18 protein-coding genes are annotated in these 14,272 nt (G+C 68.3%); 5 read left to right on the top strand and 13 right to left on the bottom strand.

All coding sequences use genetic code 11. The annotated features are described in order from the left end of the window. Positions 1-276 precede the first annotated feature (276 nt). Positions 277-3,681 carry an autotransporter domain-containing protein gene (locus tag GSQ87_RS02800; RefSeq protein WP_158913061.1) on the top strand — a complete coding sequence of 1,135 codons (3,405 nt, stop codon included), beginning with the start codon at positions 277-279 and terminating at the stop codon, positions 3,679-3,681. A gap of 54 nt (positions 3,682-3,735) precedes the next feature. Beyond that, complete coding sequence (locus GSQ87_RS02805; protein ID WP_158913062.1) at positions 3,736-5,001, top strand: MFS transporter; 1,266 nt, start codon at positions 3,736-3,738, stop codon at positions 4,999-5,001. A 7-nt stretch (positions 5,002-5,008) separates the two neighbouring features. On the opposite strand, the gene glp is transcribed toward GSQ87_RS02805, so the two are convergent. From glp to moaA, 6 genes are read right to left on the bottom strand one after another with little or no spacing between them, the layout of a single operon-like run. Then, positions 5,009-6,217, bottom strand: coding sequence for a gephyrin-like molybdotransferase Glp (gene glp / locus GSQ87_RS02810; protein WP_371416641.1), 1,209 nt, complete (start codon positions 6,215-6,217; stop codon positions 5,009-5,011). A gap of 41 nt (positions 6,218-6,258) precedes the next feature. Continuing rightward, positions 6,259-6,738 carry a cyclic pyranopterin monophosphate synthase MoaC gene (moaC, locus tag GSQ87_RS02815; RefSeq protein ID WP_158913064.1) on the bottom strand — a complete coding sequence of 160 codons (480 nt, stop codon included), beginning with the start codon at positions 6,736-6,738 and terminating at the stop codon, positions 6,259-6,261. Beyond that, positions 6,735-7,316 carry a molybdenum cofactor biosynthesis protein B gene (gene moaB, locus GSQ87_RS02820; RefSeq protein WP_158913065.1) on the bottom strand — a complete coding sequence of 194 codons (582 nt, stop codon included), beginning with the start codon at positions 7,314-7,316 and terminating at the stop codon, positions 6,735-6,737. Before moaB ends, moaC begins: the two co-directional genes overlap by 4 nt. Further along, the gene (locus GSQ87_RS02825; protein WP_254062717.1) at positions 7,313-7,780 is read right to left on the bottom strand and encodes a molybdenum cofactor biosynthesis protein MoaE; all 468 of its coding nucleotides are present in this window, start codon (positions 7,778-7,780) and stop codon (positions 7,313-7,315) included. Before GSQ87_RS02825 ends, moaB begins: the two co-directional genes overlap by 4 nt. 2 nt (positions 7,781-7,782) lie before the next feature. Further along, positions 7,783-8,028, bottom strand: a complete 246-nt coding sequence (locus tag GSQ87_RS02830; protein WP_158913066.1) for a MoaD/ThiS family protein — start codon at positions 8,026-8,028, stop codon at positions 7,783-7,785. Position 8,029: 1 nt separating this feature from the next. Continuing rightward, positions 8,030-9,085, bottom strand: a complete 1,056-nt coding sequence (moaA, locus tag GSQ87_RS02835) for a GTP 3',8-cyclase MoaA (RefSeq protein ID WP_158913067.1) — start codon at positions 9,083-9,085, stop codon at positions 8,030-8,032. A gap of 25 nt (positions 9,086-9,110) precedes the next feature. Between moaA and GSQ87_RS02840 the strand changes: the two genes are divergently transcribed. From GSQ87_RS02840 to GSQ87_RS02850, 3 genes are all read left to right on the top strand, one after another. After that, a complete protein-coding gene (locus tag GSQ87_RS02840) occupies positions 9,111-9,749 on the top strand; it encodes an NTP transferase domain-containing protein (RefSeq protein WP_158913068.1) in 639 nt (212 codons plus the stop codon). Further along, positions 9,746-10,642: a bifunctional precorrin-2 dehydrogenase/sirohydrochlorin ferrochelatase gene (locus GSQ87_RS02845; RefSeq protein ID WP_158913069.1), complete on the top strand. Its 897-nt coding sequence runs from the start codon at positions 9,746-9,748 to the stop codon at positions 10,640-10,642. Before GSQ87_RS02840 ends, GSQ87_RS02845 begins: the two co-directional genes overlap by 4 nt. Before the next feature lie 84 nt (positions 10,643-10,726). Further along, positions 10,727-10,900, top strand: a complete 174-nt coding sequence (locus GSQ87_RS02850; protein WP_158913070.1) for a DUF1328 domain-containing protein — start codon at positions 10,727-10,729, stop codon at positions 10,898-10,900. Between the two features lie 70 nt (positions 10,901-10,970). Here the strand turns inward: GSQ87_RS02850 and GSQ87_RS02855 are convergent, their stop codons facing one another. From GSQ87_RS02855 to GSQ87_RS02885, 7 genes are all read right to left on the bottom strand, one after another. Continuing rightward, positions 10,971-11,279: a hypothetical protein gene (locus GSQ87_RS02855; RefSeq protein ID WP_158913071.1), complete on the bottom strand. Its 309-nt coding sequence runs from the start codon at positions 11,277-11,279 to the stop codon at positions 10,971-10,973. Positions 11,280-11,566: 287 nt separating this feature from the next. Continuing rightward, positions 11,567-12,034: an OmpA family protein gene (locus GSQ87_RS02860; protein ID WP_158913072.1), complete on the bottom strand. Its 468-nt coding sequence runs from the start codon at positions 12,032-12,034 to the stop codon at positions 11,567-11,569. Positions 12,035-12,059: 25 nt separating this feature from the next. Next, positions 12,060-12,473, bottom strand: coding sequence for a hypothetical protein (locus GSQ87_RS22385; protein WP_216838938.1), 414 nt, complete (start codon positions 12,471-12,473; stop codon positions 12,060-12,062). A gap of 54 nt (positions 12,474-12,527) precedes the next feature. Beyond that, positions 12,528-12,698 (bottom strand): DUF1328 domain-containing protein, encoded by a 171-nt coding sequence (locus GSQ87_RS02870; protein WP_158913074.1) that lies wholly within the window; start codon positions 12,696-12,698, stop codon positions 12,528-12,530. A 110-nt stretch (positions 12,699-12,808) separates the two neighbouring features. Beyond that, the gene (locus GSQ87_RS02875) at positions 12,809-13,435 is read right to left on the bottom strand and encodes a superoxide dismutase (RefSeq protein WP_158913075.1); all 627 of its coding nucleotides are present in this window, start codon (positions 13,433-13,435) and stop codon (positions 12,809-12,811) included. Between the two features lie 34 nt (positions 13,436-13,469). Next, the gene (locus GSQ87_RS02880) at positions 13,470-13,868 is read right to left on the bottom strand and encodes a hypothetical protein (protein ID WP_158913076.1); all 399 of its coding nucleotides are present in this window, start codon (positions 13,866-13,868) and stop codon (positions 13,470-13,472) included. Beyond that, positions 13,865-14,179 carry a DUF883 domain-containing protein gene (locus GSQ87_RS02885; RefSeq protein ID WP_158913077.1) on the bottom strand — a complete coding sequence of 105 codons (315 nt, stop codon included), beginning with the start codon at positions 14,177-14,179 and terminating at the stop codon, positions 13,865-13,867. Before GSQ87_RS02885 ends, GSQ87_RS02880 begins: the two co-directional genes overlap by 4 nt. Positions 14,180-14,272: the final 93 nt, after the last annotated feature.

A 14,272-nucleotide genomic window follows, 5' to 3' on the forward strand; every position in this document is an offset into this window, starting at 1 on the left:
CCCCGAAAGATCGCTCCAACCCGCAACATGGGTGGGCGTATGCTGACCGGCGGGACCACGTCTCCACCGTTAACGCCGCCTTAGACGTTCAGACTGTGTCCAAAACGTGTCAAAAGCACCGGAAGGCCACCCTATCACTCGTTTGCGTGGGACTGAAGCGACAGCGTTGCGGCGAATTCGACCAGTTTTGCGACTCGACTGGACGCGCCTAAAAACGGCCTGCAAAAGGGCGTGCGTGTCAGTCTGACCCGTCGAACGCCGCAAAGCGGACCCTGAATGCGTAAAGCCCTTGTCGCCGCCGTCGCGCTGGCGCCCCTCTGCTTCGTTGCGAGCCGGACCCCAGCTCGCGCGCAGCAGGACGTGACCAACGGGCTGAACGCCCCCATCGCCACCGCGACCGCCACCAGCGCCGGTCCAGGCGACATCACCATCGAGAGCGGTGGGTCGGTGACTGTCACCGGAACCACGCCCGCCGTGACGCTGAACAGCAGCAACAACGTCGAGAACGACGGCACGGTCTCGATCAACGGGGTGAACAATTCCACCGGGGTGCAGCTCCAAGGCGGCAACACCGGCAGCTTCATCAACACCGGCACCATCATCAACAGCGAGAGCTTCAGCGCCGCGACCAACGGCAACGGCTTCATCGTGGAGCCGGTCGCACAGGGGAGCGGCCGCATCGGCATCCAGGTGACCGGCAGCGCACCGCTGAACGGGTCGATCACCAACGACGGCACCATCACCATCCAGGGCAACAACTCGTACGGCGTGTCGATCGAAGCCCCGATCACCGGCAGCTTCCTCAACGCCGGCACCATCACCCTGGTCGGCGACAACGGACTTGCGATCCGCTCCACCGCCGGCAGCACTGTCGGCGGCAACTTCCAGATTACGGGCTCGATCAGCTCCCAGGGGGCCGGCTCCGGCGCGATCAACCTCCAGGGCGACGTGGGCGGCGCGGTCTCGATCTATGCGCCGATCAGCAGCACGGCCTATGCGGTCACCACCCGGCCGACCGACACCGGCACCTTGCAAAGCCTCGAGGGCGGCGGCGGGCATACCATTGTTCCGGGTCAGCTTGAGCAGTCGGCCGCCGCCGTCATCATCGGCGGCAATGTCGGCGGTGGCATCTTCATCGGGGCGCCCCCAGTAGGCACCACCACCACTTCCACCGCCGACCTCGACGGCGACGGCATCGTCGACAGCGTCGAAGGCACCGGCTCGATCACCAACATCGGCAGCGCCCCGGCCTTGGTGATCGGCTCCGCCACCACCGCCACCACCATCGGCGTGTTCAGCACCGCCGCGGATGGCGAGGTGGCCGTACCTCAACCCGCAAACAATTTCGGCCTGATCATCCGCGGCTCCGTCGCCGGCATCGGCACATTCGACGGCATGTCGGCCACCGGGCTGCAGATCGGCACCGGCTCCGCCCCTGTGACCATCGACGGCGGCGTGCGGGTAGTCGGCAGCGTGACCGCCGACAGCTTCGAGGCCAACGCCACCGCCATCCACATCTTCGCCGGCGCCACGGTGCCGACGATCCAGAACGAAGACTTCATCGAGGCGAGCGTCAGCCACTCGGTGCTGGTCACCAGCCCCGACCCGTCCACCGCTGTCGCCTCCGCCATCGTCGTGGAAGCGGGCGGTACGCTGAGCGCGATCAAGAATCTCGGCACCATCCAGGCGTCGGTGACCGGCGACAACATGTCGGTCTCCACCATCGTCGACAAGAACACCACCGGCGGCATCGGCACGATCACCAACGAAGGGGTGATCAGCGCCACCATCAATCCGGAAAACACCGGCGACGCCACCCATGGCGAAGCGATCGCCATCGACCTGCGCAGCAACAGCAGCGGCGTGAACCTGATCCAGCAGGTCAATCCGAACCCGATCGCTATCGAGACCACCACCACCACCGACGCCTCGGGCGCGGTCTCCACCACGGCGGCCTTCACCTCCGTCACCGCCACCGCCAGCGCGACGGCCACCACCACCACCACCGTCACCACGACGGGTTCGGGCGTGACCACCACCACCACCACCACCACGCCGACCACGCCCGAGATCATCGGCGACGTGCTGCTCGGCAACGGCAACAACAACGTCCAGCTTATCGGCGGCGGCATGGTCGGAGCCCTCAGCCTGGGAACCGGCGTGGACTCCCTGCTGATCGACAATGGCGCGACCTATTCTGGCGCCCTGACCTATGGCGGCACCGCCCTGGCGCTGAACGTCAACAACGGCATCCTGCAGAACACCGCGACCGGCACGCTGAAACTGTCCAGCCTGCACATCGGCGCCAGCGGCACGCTGTTCGCCGCGATCGACCCCGCCAACAGCGCCAACACCCTGTACCAGGTCAACGGCGCAGCCACGCTGGACAAGGGCGCTCAGCTCGGGATCATCCTGAACTCGCCGCTGTTCAACGAGACCACCTACACCATCATCTCGGCCACCAGCCTGACCAACAACTCCGCCGACTCGGTGGTGCTGACCCAGGTGCCCTACGTGCTGGTCGGCACGGCCACCACCAACACCGCCGCCGGCACCATCAGCGTTGACCTGCGCCGCCGCACCGCCGCCGAGATCGGACTGAACCCGGCGCAGAGCGCGGCGCTCAACGCGATCTACACTTCGCTGCCCAACGACGCGGGAATCGAGGGCGCCGTCCTCGACCAGTTCACCCGCAGCGGCTTCCTCGGCGTTTATAACCAGATGCTGCCGGACTATTCCGGCGGCGTGTTCCAGCTGGCGCTGGCGGCGTCGGACGCGGTGACCCGCGCCACCTCGCGCATCAACGACATCGAGAATCCCAGCGGCACCCGAGGGGCCTGGGCCGAAGAGGTCGCCTTCGGCGTCGATCGCTTCAACAGCAATTCGGCCGCCGGCTATTCGGGCGGCGGTTACGGCTTCGTCGGCGGGCTTGAGACCGGCGGCGCGGGCCTGGGCGCCTTCGGCCTCACCGGCGCCTTCCTGACCGGCGACCTGACGCCCGCCCATTCCCCCGGCGACAACCTCGCCACCATCTCCGAGGGCGAGTTCGGCGCCTATTGGCAGGCCCAGCTCGGCGGTTTCCGCGCCGATGCGCGCTTGGCTGGCGGCTATGTGCTGTTCTCCGACCGGCGCGAGCTGATCCAGACCGACAGCGCCGGCGCCACCTCGCTGGACCGACAGTCCAAGGCCAGTTCCTCGGGCTACACCGCGACCGGCCACTTCGGCGTGGGCTACCAGACCAACCCGATCGGCCTGTTCTATTTCCGGCCCCAGGTCCACGGCGACTATTTCCGCCTGGATCAAGGCTCCTACACCGAGCACGACGGCGGCCCCGGCTTCGACCTTGCGGTGAACCAGCGCACCGGCGATCAGACCAGCGGCACCGCCGCGCTGGTCACCGGCATGAGCTTCGGCTCGGGCTTCAAATGGCGTCCCGAATTCGAGCTGGGCTATCGCGACGTGTTCACTGGCACCTCCGGCAACACCACCGCCGCCTTCACCACGGCCGGCAGCCAACCCTTCACCCTGCCTGCGCCCTCCATCCGGGGCGGCGGGCCGGAAGCGCGCATCAACGTCAAGGCCGACACCGACTTCTACGAGCTGAACTTCGAAGCCGGCGCCGAACAACGCACCAATTTCGCCGAGGGCGATGTCCGCTTCAGCGTGCGGGTGCTGTTCTAACGCAACGCCTGCCGCTACCGTCCCGGTCCTAGGACTGGGGCGGGAGGACAGCGGATGCGTGTGATCGACGACCTGAAGGCGCTGAACGGCGAACAGCGTTCGGCCTTCCTGGCCAGCTTCCTGGGCTGGACCCTGGACGCGTTCGACTACTTCCTGCTCACCTTCGTCATCAAGGCCATCGCCGAGGACTTCCACGTCAAGCCCAGCGCGGTGCAAGGCGCGGTCTTCCTCACCCTGGTCGCCCGGCCGTTCGGGGCGGTGGCGTTCGGCTGGCTGGCCGACAAGTTCGGGCGCCGTCCGATCTTGATGATCGACGTGCTGCTCTATTCGGCGCTGGAGCTGGCCTCGGCCTTCGCTCCCAGCCTGATCGTGCTGCTGGTCCTGCGCACCCTGTTCGGCTTCGTCATGGGCGGGGAGTGGGGCATCGGCGCATCCTTGGCGCTGGAGTCGATCCCGGTGCGCTCGCGTGGCGTCGTCTCGGGCATCCTGCAGGAGGGCTATGCGTGCGGGCAGCTCCTGGGGGCGCTGGTGTTCGCCTTCGCCTATCCACACTTCTCCCAGTGGTTGCCGCAGGTGGCGAGCTGGCGGGTGCTATTCGTGGTCGGCGTGATCCCCGCCCTGCTGGTGTTCTACATCCGTCGAAACGTGAAGGAGAGCCCGGCCTTCGAGCAGAACCGGGGCAAGGCGCATCGCGGCATGGACGTGATCCGCACGCTGGCGGCCAACTGGAAGCTCTTGATCTACGCCGTGGTGCTGATGGCGGCGTTCAACTTCTTCAGCCACGGCACCCAGGACAACTACGCCACCTTCCTGGAGGTGCAGCATGGCTTCACGCCGCAGACGGTGGGTCTGCTCACCATCGTCATGAACTTCGGCGCGATCACCGGCGGCCTGACCTTCGGCGCCTGGTCGGAACGGATTGGCCGGCGCAAGGCCATCGTCATCGCCGCCCTGCTCGCCCTGCCGATCATCCCGCTATGGGCCTTCGCACCGACGCCGATCCTGCTGGGCCTCGGCGGCTTCCTGCTGCAGATCGCGGTGCAGGGCGCCTGGGGCGTGGTGCCCGTGCACCTGAACGAGCTGTCGCCGGAGAACGCGCGCGGCACCTTCCCCGGCGCCGCCTACCAGTTCGGCAACCTGATCGCCGCCTTCGCCGTGCCCATGCAGGGCAAGCTGGCCGAGGCCCGCCACAACAATTACGGCTTCGCCCTGGCCGCGGTCGCCAGTGTGACGGCGGTGGCGCTGGCGGTGCTCACCTGGTTCGGGCCGGAAGCGAAGGGCGTGTCGTTCGGGCCCAAGGAGGGGACGCCTTTCGACTAAGGGATGGCTAAAGCCGCCCTAGCCTTATCACTTCGACCACGTCCCCGGCTTCGGCGGCAGGAGCATGGGTGGGGCGGCGCAGCAGGGCGTCGGCGGCGGCGAACACGCTGACCAGCGAGGAGTCCTGGTCCGAGAATGGCGTGACCTGCACCGAACCGTCCGCGGCGCTCTCGAGCTTCGCCCGCATCCAGTGCTCGCGCGGGCCGCTTTCGCGCATGGGTCGGGTCAGGCGGGCGTGCTCCATGCGCAAGGTCGGGTCGCCACCCTGCCACACCGCCAGCAGCGGCCGCAGGAACAGCTCCGCCGCCACCAGGCCCGAGGCGGGATTGCCGGGCAGGCCCAGCACGAACCGCCCGTCCGCCAGCCGTCCGAACCAGGTCGGCTTGCCGGGCCGCAGGCGGATGGTCTCCACCAGCAGTTCCAGCCCCAGGCGCTTCAGCGCCGGCTTCACCAGGTCGTAGTCGCCGACCGACGCCCCGCCGACGGTGACGATCAGCTCGGCCTCAACGCCCTGGATAGCAGCCAGGATGGCGTCCTCGTCGTCGCGGGCGGGCTCCAGCCGGATCGGCCGACCGCCCCAGCTGGCCGTCAGGGTCGCCAGCGACGGCCCGTTGGAGTCGAAAATCTGCGCGGGCTGGATGTCGACCGTCCCGGCCCGCACGATTTCCTCGCCGGTGGAGATGATCGCCACCCGAGGCTGCGGATAGACCTGCGCCTCCGCGCGTCCGGCCGAGGCCGCCAGGGCCAAGCGCCAGGCGTCCAGCCGCACGCCTGCCGGCAGCAGCACGTCGCCAGCCGCGAAGTCGCCGGCGCGCGGACGTACATTGGTTCGCTCCAGCGGCGGCGGTCCCTCGAAGCGCACCCGCTCGCCCTCACGCGTCGCCCGTTCCTGGATCACCACCGCACATCCGGGCGGGACCTCGGCCCCGGTGAAGATGCGAACCGCCTCGCCCGCGCCCACCCCTTGCGAAAACGGACGGCCCGCAGCGCTTTCGCCGACGACCGCGAAGCTCGCCGCCACGTCGCCCGGCTGCAGCGCGTAGCCGTCCATGGCCGAGGCGTCGAAGGGCGGCTGATCGCGCACCGCGCGGATCGGTTCGGCCAGCACGCGGCCCTCGGCGTGGCGGTCCAGCGCAACTGTCTCAAGCGCGCCCGGCGTCACGGCCGCCAGCATCCGCGCCCGCGCCTCTTCGACGGGCAGGTCCTTCAAATTCATGGCGAACATCCCTCTCCCGCGTCCTCGAAGGCGGCGGGACCTCAGTCATCCCGGCGGAATTCGCCCGAGGCGCCGCCGGTCTTGGTCAACAGCCGCACGCCGTCGATGGTCATGGCTTTGTCGGCGGCCTTCAGCATGTCGTACAGGGTCAGGCAGGCCACGGACACCGCCGTCAGCGCCTCCATCTCCACCCCGGTCTGACCGGTCATACGCACCCGGGCGACCACGGTCATACCCGAACCGTCCTCGGCCTCACCGACCTCGACCTTGACCGAGGACAGGGCGAGCGGATGGCACAGTGGGATCAGGTCGGAGGTCCGCTTGGCGGCCATCACCCCTGCTATCTCGGCCACAGCGCGCACGTCGCCCTTCTTGCCCCCGCCCGAGCGCGCCAGTTCCAAGGTGGCCGGGGCCATGCGCACCCGCCCCTCGGCCACGGCTTCGCGCGTGGTCACGGCCTTGTCGGACACGTCGACCATCCGCGCGCGGCCTTCAGCGTCGATGTGGGTGAGGCCGCTCATTTCTCGAGCAAGCGCGGGATCAGGTCGACCATGTTGCAGGGGCCATGGCGGCTGTCGAGCTGGGGCGCGATCACCGACCAGCCGTCCTTCACCGCGCCGTTGGAGCCCGGCAGGCAGAAGACGAACACGCCCTTGATCAGGCCCGCCGTCGCCCGCGACTGCAGCGTCGACAGGCCGATGGCGGCGTAGCTGATCATGTGGAACACCACCGAGAAGCCCTCCATCCGCTTGTCGAACAGGGGCTCGACCGCTTCGGGGGTGATGTCGCGGCCGGTGATGCCGGTACCGCCGGTGGTGATGATCGCCTCGACCTCGCCGCTCTCCACCCAGGCCATGATGCGTTGGGTGATGGCGACCCTGTCGTCGGCGACGATGGCGCGCTCGGCCACGGCGTGCCCCGCGCCGGCGATCCGTCCCGCCAGGATGTCACCGGAGGTGTCGCTCTCCTCGTCGCGGGTGTCGGACACGGTGAGCACCGCGATCCGCACCGGTTTGAACGGCTTGTCCTCGTCGATGCGACCGCCGGCGCCCAGCGGCAGCTTGGGGGTGGGGGCGGTCAGGGTCACAGGCGCGTTCATGGCGTCTCCTTGGGCTCAGGGGCGTCCCAGCGCGCGGCGTCCTGGCGATCCTGCGTCGTCGGCTCGATCCAGCGGTCGCCGGAGGGGCCGCGCGAGCGTTTCCAGAACGGGGCGCGGGACTTGAGGTAGTCCATCAGATGATCGGCCGCCTCAAAGGCGGCGCGGCGATGGGCGGCGGCGGTGGCGACGAACACGATCGGCTCGCCCGGCGCCATCACCCCGTAGCGATGCGCCACCAACACGTCCTGCAGCCCGAAACGCGCCACCGCCGCGGCGGCCGTGCGGCCGATTTCCGCCTCGGTGAAGCCGGGATAGGCGTCCAGTTCCAGCGTGTCCGCCTCGCCGCCCTCGGCGCGCATCAGGCCGGTGAAGCTGACCACCGCGCCCGTCTCCAGGCGGCCTTCGCTGAAGGCGGTGAGCAGGGCGCCCGGGTCGAACGGTTCGATCTGGAGCCGGATGTCCAAGGTCAGCCGCCGCTCATCGGCGGCAGGAAGGCGACCTCGCAGCCCTGCGTAAGCGCCACGTCGCCCCGCGCCAGGGTCTTGTCCACCGCCGCCTGCACGCCAGGGCGCGCCAGGGCCTCGGCCAGGCGCGGCGTCTCCGCCGACAGCAGGGCGCGCAGGGCCGACAGGGTGGCCGGGACCTCCGCCAGGGTCCGCTCGCGCCAGCCGGCCGCGTCGCCCAGCATCCCGAACAGCAGCACCCGCGCCATCTCAGCCCCCCGTGGTGGACATGTGGCGGGCGACCGAGGGCCGCGCATCGCGGGCGATGTGGAAGTCGTGGCCCTTGGGCTTGACGGCGATAGCGCCCCGGATCGCCTCGACCAGCGGGGCGTCGTCGCCGGGATGGGAGCGCAGCGCGCCGCGCAGGTCGGTGGCGTCGTCCTGGCCCAGGCAGGTGTGCAGGGTTCCGGTACAGGTCACCCGCACCCGGTTGCAGGTGTCGCAGAAGTTATGGCTCATCGGGGTGATGAACCCGACCCGTCCGCCGGTTTCCGCCAGCCGCACGTAGCGCGCGGGGCCGCCGGTGGCGTAGGCGTCGCCCTCCAGGGTCCAGATCGAGGCCAGGGTCTGGCGCACTTGGTCCAGTGACACGAACTGCTCGGTGCGGTCCTCGTCGACCACGCCCAACGGCATGGTTTCGATCAGGGTCAGGTCGAAGCCCCGCCCGTGCGCCCAGGCGACCAGGTCGGGGATGTCGGCCAGATTGTCGGCCTTCAAGGCCACCGTGTTGATCTTGACCTTGAGGCCTGCGGCGTCGGCGGCGTCCAACCCAGCCATCACCTTGTCCAGGTCGCCGCCACGGGTCAGGCGGCGGAAGGTCTCGGGGTTCAGCGTGTCCAGCGAGACGTTGATCCGCTTCACCCCGCAGCGCGCCAGGTCGGCGGCGAAGCGATCCAGGTTGGTGCCGTTGGTGGTCAGGGTCAGCTCGTCCAGCGCCCCCCTGCGCAGGTGGCGCGAAATGCTCTCCACCAGCTCCATGAAGCCCTTGCGCACCAGGGGCTCGCCGCCCGTGAGACGCAGCTTTCGCGTGCCCAGGCCCACGAACACCGTGCAGACCCGGCTCAGCTCCTCCAGCGACAGCACCTCGGCGCGCGGCAGGAACTGCATCCGCTCCGGCATGCAGTAGGCGCAGCGCAGGTCGCAGCGATCAGTGACCGATACGCGCACGTATTCGATCCGGCGACCGAAGGGGTCCACCAGTGGCGCACGGGCCGGGCTGAGGCTGCGGGCGGTTAGGAAATCATCGGTGGCGTCGTAAGGTGTCATGCACTCGTTGTTCCAGGACCCCTAGATGGCCATTACGCGCGCGGGCGTCAAAGGTCCGATAGCAGTTATCGTCCTGGCGGCCGGCGCCGGCCGCCGTTTCGGCGGGGGAAAGCTGCTCGCGCCCTGGCGGGGCGGCGTCCTGATCGAGGGCGCGCTGCACGCAGCCTTCGCCGCGCCAGCCTCGCAGGTGGTGGTCGCTGTCGGCGCGAGGGGTCAAGAGGTCGCCCGCACTGTGCAAGCGTTCGCGGTTCGAAACGGCTGTGAAGAACGTCTGCGTCTGGTGGAGGTTGCAGCCTGGGAGGACGGCCTGTCCGCGTCGCTGAAGGCCGCCGTGGCGGCGCTGCCCGCCGAAACCAGCGCCGCCTTCGTCTTCCTCGCCGACATGCCGCTGATCCCCGACGATATTCCACCCGCCCTGGCCGCCGCCCTGACGCCAGGCCACGCCGCCGCGATCCCTGAGGTCGAGGGCGAGCTTGGCCATCCGGTATTGCTGGGGTCGGAGCTGTTCCCCCTCGTGGCGGCGCTGACCGGCGATCGGGGCGCCCGCAAACTGCTCGAAGGTCTGGGCGACCGGCTGGCGCGCGTCCCCACCGCTGACCGGAACGTACTGCTGGACGTCGACACGCCCGCCGCCCTGGCCCAGGCCGAAAGCCAAATCCAATGAACGTCTTCCCCGCCGGCTTTCCCCTTCAGGGACGCCGCGTGGCCGTGGTGGGGGACGGCGAGGCGGCCGAGGCCAAGGCGCGGCTGTTCCTGGGATCGCCCGCCCAGCTTGTAAGGGTTGCGGCCGACGACGCCCTGGATGCGCGCAGCTACGCCGGGGTCAGCCTGGCTTTCATCGCCCTGCCGGGAGAGCTGGCGGTGGAGGCGGCGGCGGTGGCGCGCTCCGCCGGGGCCCTGGTCAATGTCGTCGACCGCCCCGAGCTCTGCGACTTCAACACGCCCGCCATCGTCGATCGTGGCGACGTCGTCGGCGCCATCATGACCGGAGGCGCGGCGCCGGTGTTGTCCACCGAGCTGAGGTTGGCGCTGGAGGCGCAATGGCCCATGGCCCTGGGCCAACTGGCGGTGCTGCTGGAGCGGATAAAGGACCAGGCGCGGACCCACCTGCCCGATCCCGCCTTGCGGCGCGGCGTGCTGCGCGCCCTGATCCGTGGACCGGCGGGGGGGGCGGCGCTCGATGACCGCATGGCCGAGGCCGAGGCGCTGGCCTGCGCGGCGCTCGCCGACGCCCGTCCGCCCGAGCCCGGGATCGTGCTGGTGCGCGCACCCGAGGCGCCGGACCTGATGACGCTCAGGACACTGCGGCTGCTCTCCGAGGCCGACCGCATCGTCATCGACGCCGACGTCGACCCTGCTCTAGCGCGTCTCGCCCGGCGCGACGCCCCCCTGACCACGCTCGATCCGGGGGAGACCTTGGCTGTCCGATCCGACCCGTCGATCGCATGGGCCTGGCTATCGGACGCGCGCCTGGTGGTGCGGATCTGCTCAACCGATCCGCAGATCGAATGCGCGGCGTTGGTCGCGACGGGGGTCAAGGCTGAAATCAGCCAGTAAATTCTGTATTAAGGAACAGTAGAGGTTTAATCACGTTCTAACCTTCGCCGCCACACCTGGCGGCGTCGAATAGGGAGCGCCGTTATGCTTGGCTGGGCCCTCGTATTTGCGATCGTCGCGCTTGCGGCGTTTTATTTCGGCTTTTTTGCCTTGGCTGGCTTGGCGGCTTCGATCGCCAAGATTCTGTTCCTCGTGTTCCTGGTTCTGCTTGTCGTAAGCTTCGTGATCCGCGCGTTTCGAGGCGGATCGGTCGTCTAGTCACGGACGGGGGCGGTCAAGCCGCCCTCGTCTCTCGGCCGACAGGCGTAGGGTAAGCGTGCGCCTCAGCCTACTGCGCATTGCCCGTATTCGACGGCTCGCCCGGCGCAGGCGACGATCGAGGCGAGGCGTTTTGCACCGGATACCCGCTGACATTCCGAGCGCCCGCGGCCCGCGCATTGTTGAGCGCGTTGAAATGCGGCGCGTAGAGCAGCCAGTAGCCCATCACCACCACCACAGCGAGGGCCAGCGAAATCACCAGGATCCAGATGTTGCGCCCGGTGCGCACGGCGCCCCGCGCATCGGTCACGCTGGAAGCGATTCCCTCCCCGGCTCGGTTGGCGCGAGACGGGTCTTGGGTCGGCGGCGTCGTGGACATGAATTCCTCCGGCAAGGATCGAGGATGCCTCCGAGCCAACGCCCCGACCGCAACGGCCGTTCCGCGAGGAGGTCTCACCGGGTCTCGCTCTCGCAAGACGAAACAGTCGAATTTCGTGGATCGCCGCCGGAACGATCCGAAAGGCTGGATGTTATTGCAGTGCGGAGGCGGTCACGCCCCCCCGACTTCAGGCTGGTTCGCCAGTCTGCCGCCTCCGCACCCCCTTAATGCAAACATCTGGCGTAGAGACGGCTTTCCGCCGTCTCCTTTGTCGCCAACTCTTGTCGTCAGGCGGGCGAAGCGTGGATGGCGACTTCGGTCTTGCGGCGCAGGGGAACCGACTTGCCACCTGGGGTGAGCGCACCGGCCTCGCCGAGCGCGCGAATCTCGAACTTGGGCGTGGGGAGGCCGGCGCCCTGAAGCGCCGCGGCCACCACCGCCGCGCGCCGACGGGACAGATCTAGGTTATCCGCGGGCGTCCCCTGGGCGTCGGTCAGGCCGAGCACGCTGACATAGCCGATATGGCAGCCGTGGACCTGGGCCGCCGCCGTCGCCAGCACCTGTTGAGCGCCACCCGTAAGCTGATCGGAATCCTCGGCGAAATAAATCGGGAAGGTCACGTCCTGGCACGTCGACGCCACCTTGGGAGCGGGCCGTGCCGGCTCCATGGTGGAGCAGCCCGCCACAGCCAAGCCGATCAGGCCTGCGGCCCCGAGGCCAAATACAAGGTTGAAATCCCTTGCGCGAATGCTCAAGCCCCACCTGCCCATCGAACTACCCCTAAGCCTTAGGCTCCCCGTTTTCCCAGAAGAAACGCTTCTGGGCGGGATCGTAGTAATAGTAACGCTTACGCCCCTTGTCATAATATTGATGATGGGGATCGCGATGAAAGGCCGGGCCGTCCTCTTTCATCGTGGAGGTGTTGCCGAGACGCGCCCAGTTCGGACGCTCCTGCCAGTGCGGCGGCCGGGCTGCACACCCCGATAGCGCCACAGCGATCAACCCGATGGAGACCCCATTGCGGACCATACGGCGTCCTCCGTCCTCAACCCATCCTATGCTTTGACCGCCGGCGTCTGCCAAGCCCGGTCTGAACGCGCGCTCGCAAGCGAATGAGGCGATGCGCTTTTCAGCACACCGCCGCCTCAAGTTGAGCCATCGTCCTTCCCCTTCCGACAGCAGCTTCAAACCCATCCGCCTGTGTTTCGCAGATGAATTTGAAGCCGCCATCACCGAATGCATGGATCGCTAGAGGCCCCGCCCGCGCACCAGGTGCATCACCAGGGAAACCAGGAACAGCACCAGGAAGATCACAAAAAGAATATGTGCGATTTGCGCCGCCACTCCGGCGATGCCGACAAAGCCAAAGAGGCCTGCGACGAGGGCGACGACTAAAAAGATCAATGCCCACCTAAGCATACCGTCCCTCCATGAAGGCGGATGCCGGGCCGGACACTCTCGTCCGACCTATCCGGTCCGCCCTTCTGCAAACGTCGTCGGCAGAAGGGCGTTCCAGCCTTGACGAAAGCTTACTTCCAGTCCGGCGCGGGGAAGGTATAGGCCTTACCCGAGCCGTTGGCGGCGGCATACTGCGCCTCCACGAAGCGCCAGTTCACCAGCTTGTCGAACCACTGTTCCAGGAAGCCCTTACGGTCCTGCTTGTGGTCGAGATAGTAGGCGTGCTCCCACACGTCGCAGACCAGCAGCGGGGTGACGCCAGCCTCGGTGATCGCGGTCGCGGCGTCGTGGGTGGAGATGATCTCCAGGTTCGGCCCACGCGCGATCAGCCAGGCCCAGCCGGAGGCGAAGTGGTTCACGCCTTCGTCGACGAACTTGGTCTTGAAACCATCCAGACCGCCGAACGCCTTGTCGATGGCTGCGGCCAGGTCGCCGGAGGGCTGGGACGGCTGGGGGGTCATGCATTCCCAGAAGAAGCCGTGGTTCCAGGCCTGGGCGGAGTTGTTGAACACCTTCTTGGTGGAGGACTTGACCACCTCCTCGAGGGTGGCGGGCTTTTCACCGGCGGCGGCGAGCAGGGTGTTCAGCGTCTCCACGTACTTGGCGTGGTGCTTGTCGTGGTGCGTGCGCATCTGCACGTCGGAGAGCACGGGGGCGAGGGCGTCGCTCGGGTAGGGCAGGTCGGGCAGTTTGAACATGGCTATCCTCTAAACCTTCAAGGGGTTCGATCGGTTACGGGCGACGGCTCCGCCCGGAGGCGGGGTCGAACAGGCGAAGCAAAATAGTGGCGAGCTGGGGGTTGCGCCAAGCCAGCAGGCCGGCCGCGGCCGCAGCCCCCGCCGCCGCCACCGGGCGCTCCCGCAGGACGTCGGCGAGCCGGTCGGCCAGGGCGGACTTGCCCGTCGCGGCCGTCGCCTTGGACGCGGGCTTCTTCGCCTTGCGGAACGCCACCAGGGCGATCAGCAGGATCAGCACCGCCGCCGAGCCACAGACCACGGCCGCAGCACCCGCCGGGCCGATATAGGTGCGCACCAGAGCGTAGAGCGCGAAGGATGCGGACACGACGACCACGCCCGCCGCCGTGGCCATGGCCACCACCGCGACGATCAGGGTGATGAGCCGGCGGATCAACGACGGCCGCCGGCGAACAGAAGGCCCAGGACGAAACCCGCGCCAAGGGCTGCGAGGGTGGCGGTGAGCGGGCGCTCGTGCACCCGGTCCACCACGTAGAGACGCGCGGTGTCGAGCTGCTCGCTGGTCGCTTGACCGCGAAGCTGCTCCAGACCGTCGCTGAACACCTTCTGGGCGTTGCGCGCGAGTTCGGGAAAGGCGCGGCGGCTCTCTTCGACCGCGTCGCGGGCGTTGCGTACGGTTTCGCGCACGCTGTCGGCCGCCCGGTCGGCCTTGCCGAGCACCGGATCGAGGGTGGATTTGGCGGACATCGGGTCAGCTCTCTTTCGGACGGTTCGCCGCGCTGGGAACGTCGGGCCGGTGCGGGAGTTCCCCGACCGGCCCGACCTTGCCTCAACGCGCTC

This window comes from Caulobacter sp. S45 (assembly GCF_009765965.1).
In the GTDB taxonomy this organism is placed as follows: Bacteria; Pseudomonadota; Alphaproteobacteria; order Caulobacterales; family Caulobacteraceae; genus CAHJWH01.

Excerpts from the sequence above, each read along its gene's own strand:
- GSQ87_RS02875 (WP_158913075.1), bottom strand. The coding sequence starts at position 13,435 with ATGTTCAAACTGCCCGACCTGCCCTACCCGAGCGACGCCCTCGCCCCC.
- moaB (WP_158913065.1), bottom strand. The coding sequence starts at position 7,316 with ATGAACGCGCCTGTGACCCTGACCGCCCCCACCCCCAAGCTGCCGCTG.
- GSQ87_RS02840 (WP_158913068.1), top strand. The coding sequence starts at position 9,111 with ATGGCCATTACGCGCGCGGGCGTCAAAGGTCCGATAGCAGTTATCGTC.
- GSQ87_RS02850 (WP_158913070.1), top strand. The coding sequence starts at position 10,727 with ATGCTTGGCTGGGCCCTCGTATTTGCGATCGTCGCGCTTGCGGCGTTT.
- moaC (WP_158913064.1), bottom strand. The coding sequence starts at position 6,738 with ATGAGCGGCCTCACCCACATCGACGCTGAAGGCCGCGCGCGGATGGTC.
- GSQ87_RS02830 (WP_158913066.1), bottom strand. The coding sequence starts at position 8,028 with ATGGCGCGGGTGCTGCTGTTCGGGATGCTGGGCGACGCGGCCGGCTGG.
- GSQ87_RS02845 (WP_158913069.1), top strand. The coding sequence starts at position 9,746 with ATGAACGTCTTCCCCGCCGGCTTTCCCCTTCAGGGACGCCGCGTGGCC.
- moaA (WP_158913067.1), bottom strand. The coding sequence starts at position 9,085 with ATGACACCTTACGACGCCACCGATGATTTCCTAACCGCCCGCAGCCTC.
- GSQ87_RS02855 (WP_158913071.1), bottom strand. The coding sequence starts at position 11,279 with ATGTCCACGACGCCGCCGACCCAAGACCCGTCTCGCGCCAACCGAGCC.
- GSQ87_RS02885 (WP_158913077.1), bottom strand. The coding sequence starts at position 14,179 with ATGTCCGCCAAATCCACCCTCGATCCGGTGCTCGGCAAGGCCGACCGG.
- GSQ87_RS02805 (WP_158913062.1), top strand. The coding sequence starts at position 3,736 with ATGCGTGTGATCGACGACCTGAAGGCGCTGAACGGCGAACAGCGTTCG.
- glp (WP_371416641.1), bottom strand. The coding sequence starts at position 6,217 with ATGAATTTGAAGGACCTGCCCGTCGAAGAGGCGCGGGCGCGGATGCTG.
- GSQ87_RS02870 (WP_158913074.1), bottom strand. The coding sequence starts at position 12,698 with ATGCTTAGGTGGGCATTGATCTTTTTAGTCGTCGCCCTCGTCGCAGGC.
- GSQ87_RS02800 (WP_158913061.1), top strand. The coding sequence starts at position 277 with ATGCGTAAAGCCCTTGTCGCCGCCGTCGCGCTGGCGCCCCTCTGCTTC.
- GSQ87_RS22385 (WP_216838938.1), bottom strand. The coding sequence starts at position 12,473 with ATGGGTTTGAAGCTGCTGTCGGAAGGGGAAGGACGATGGCTCAACTTG.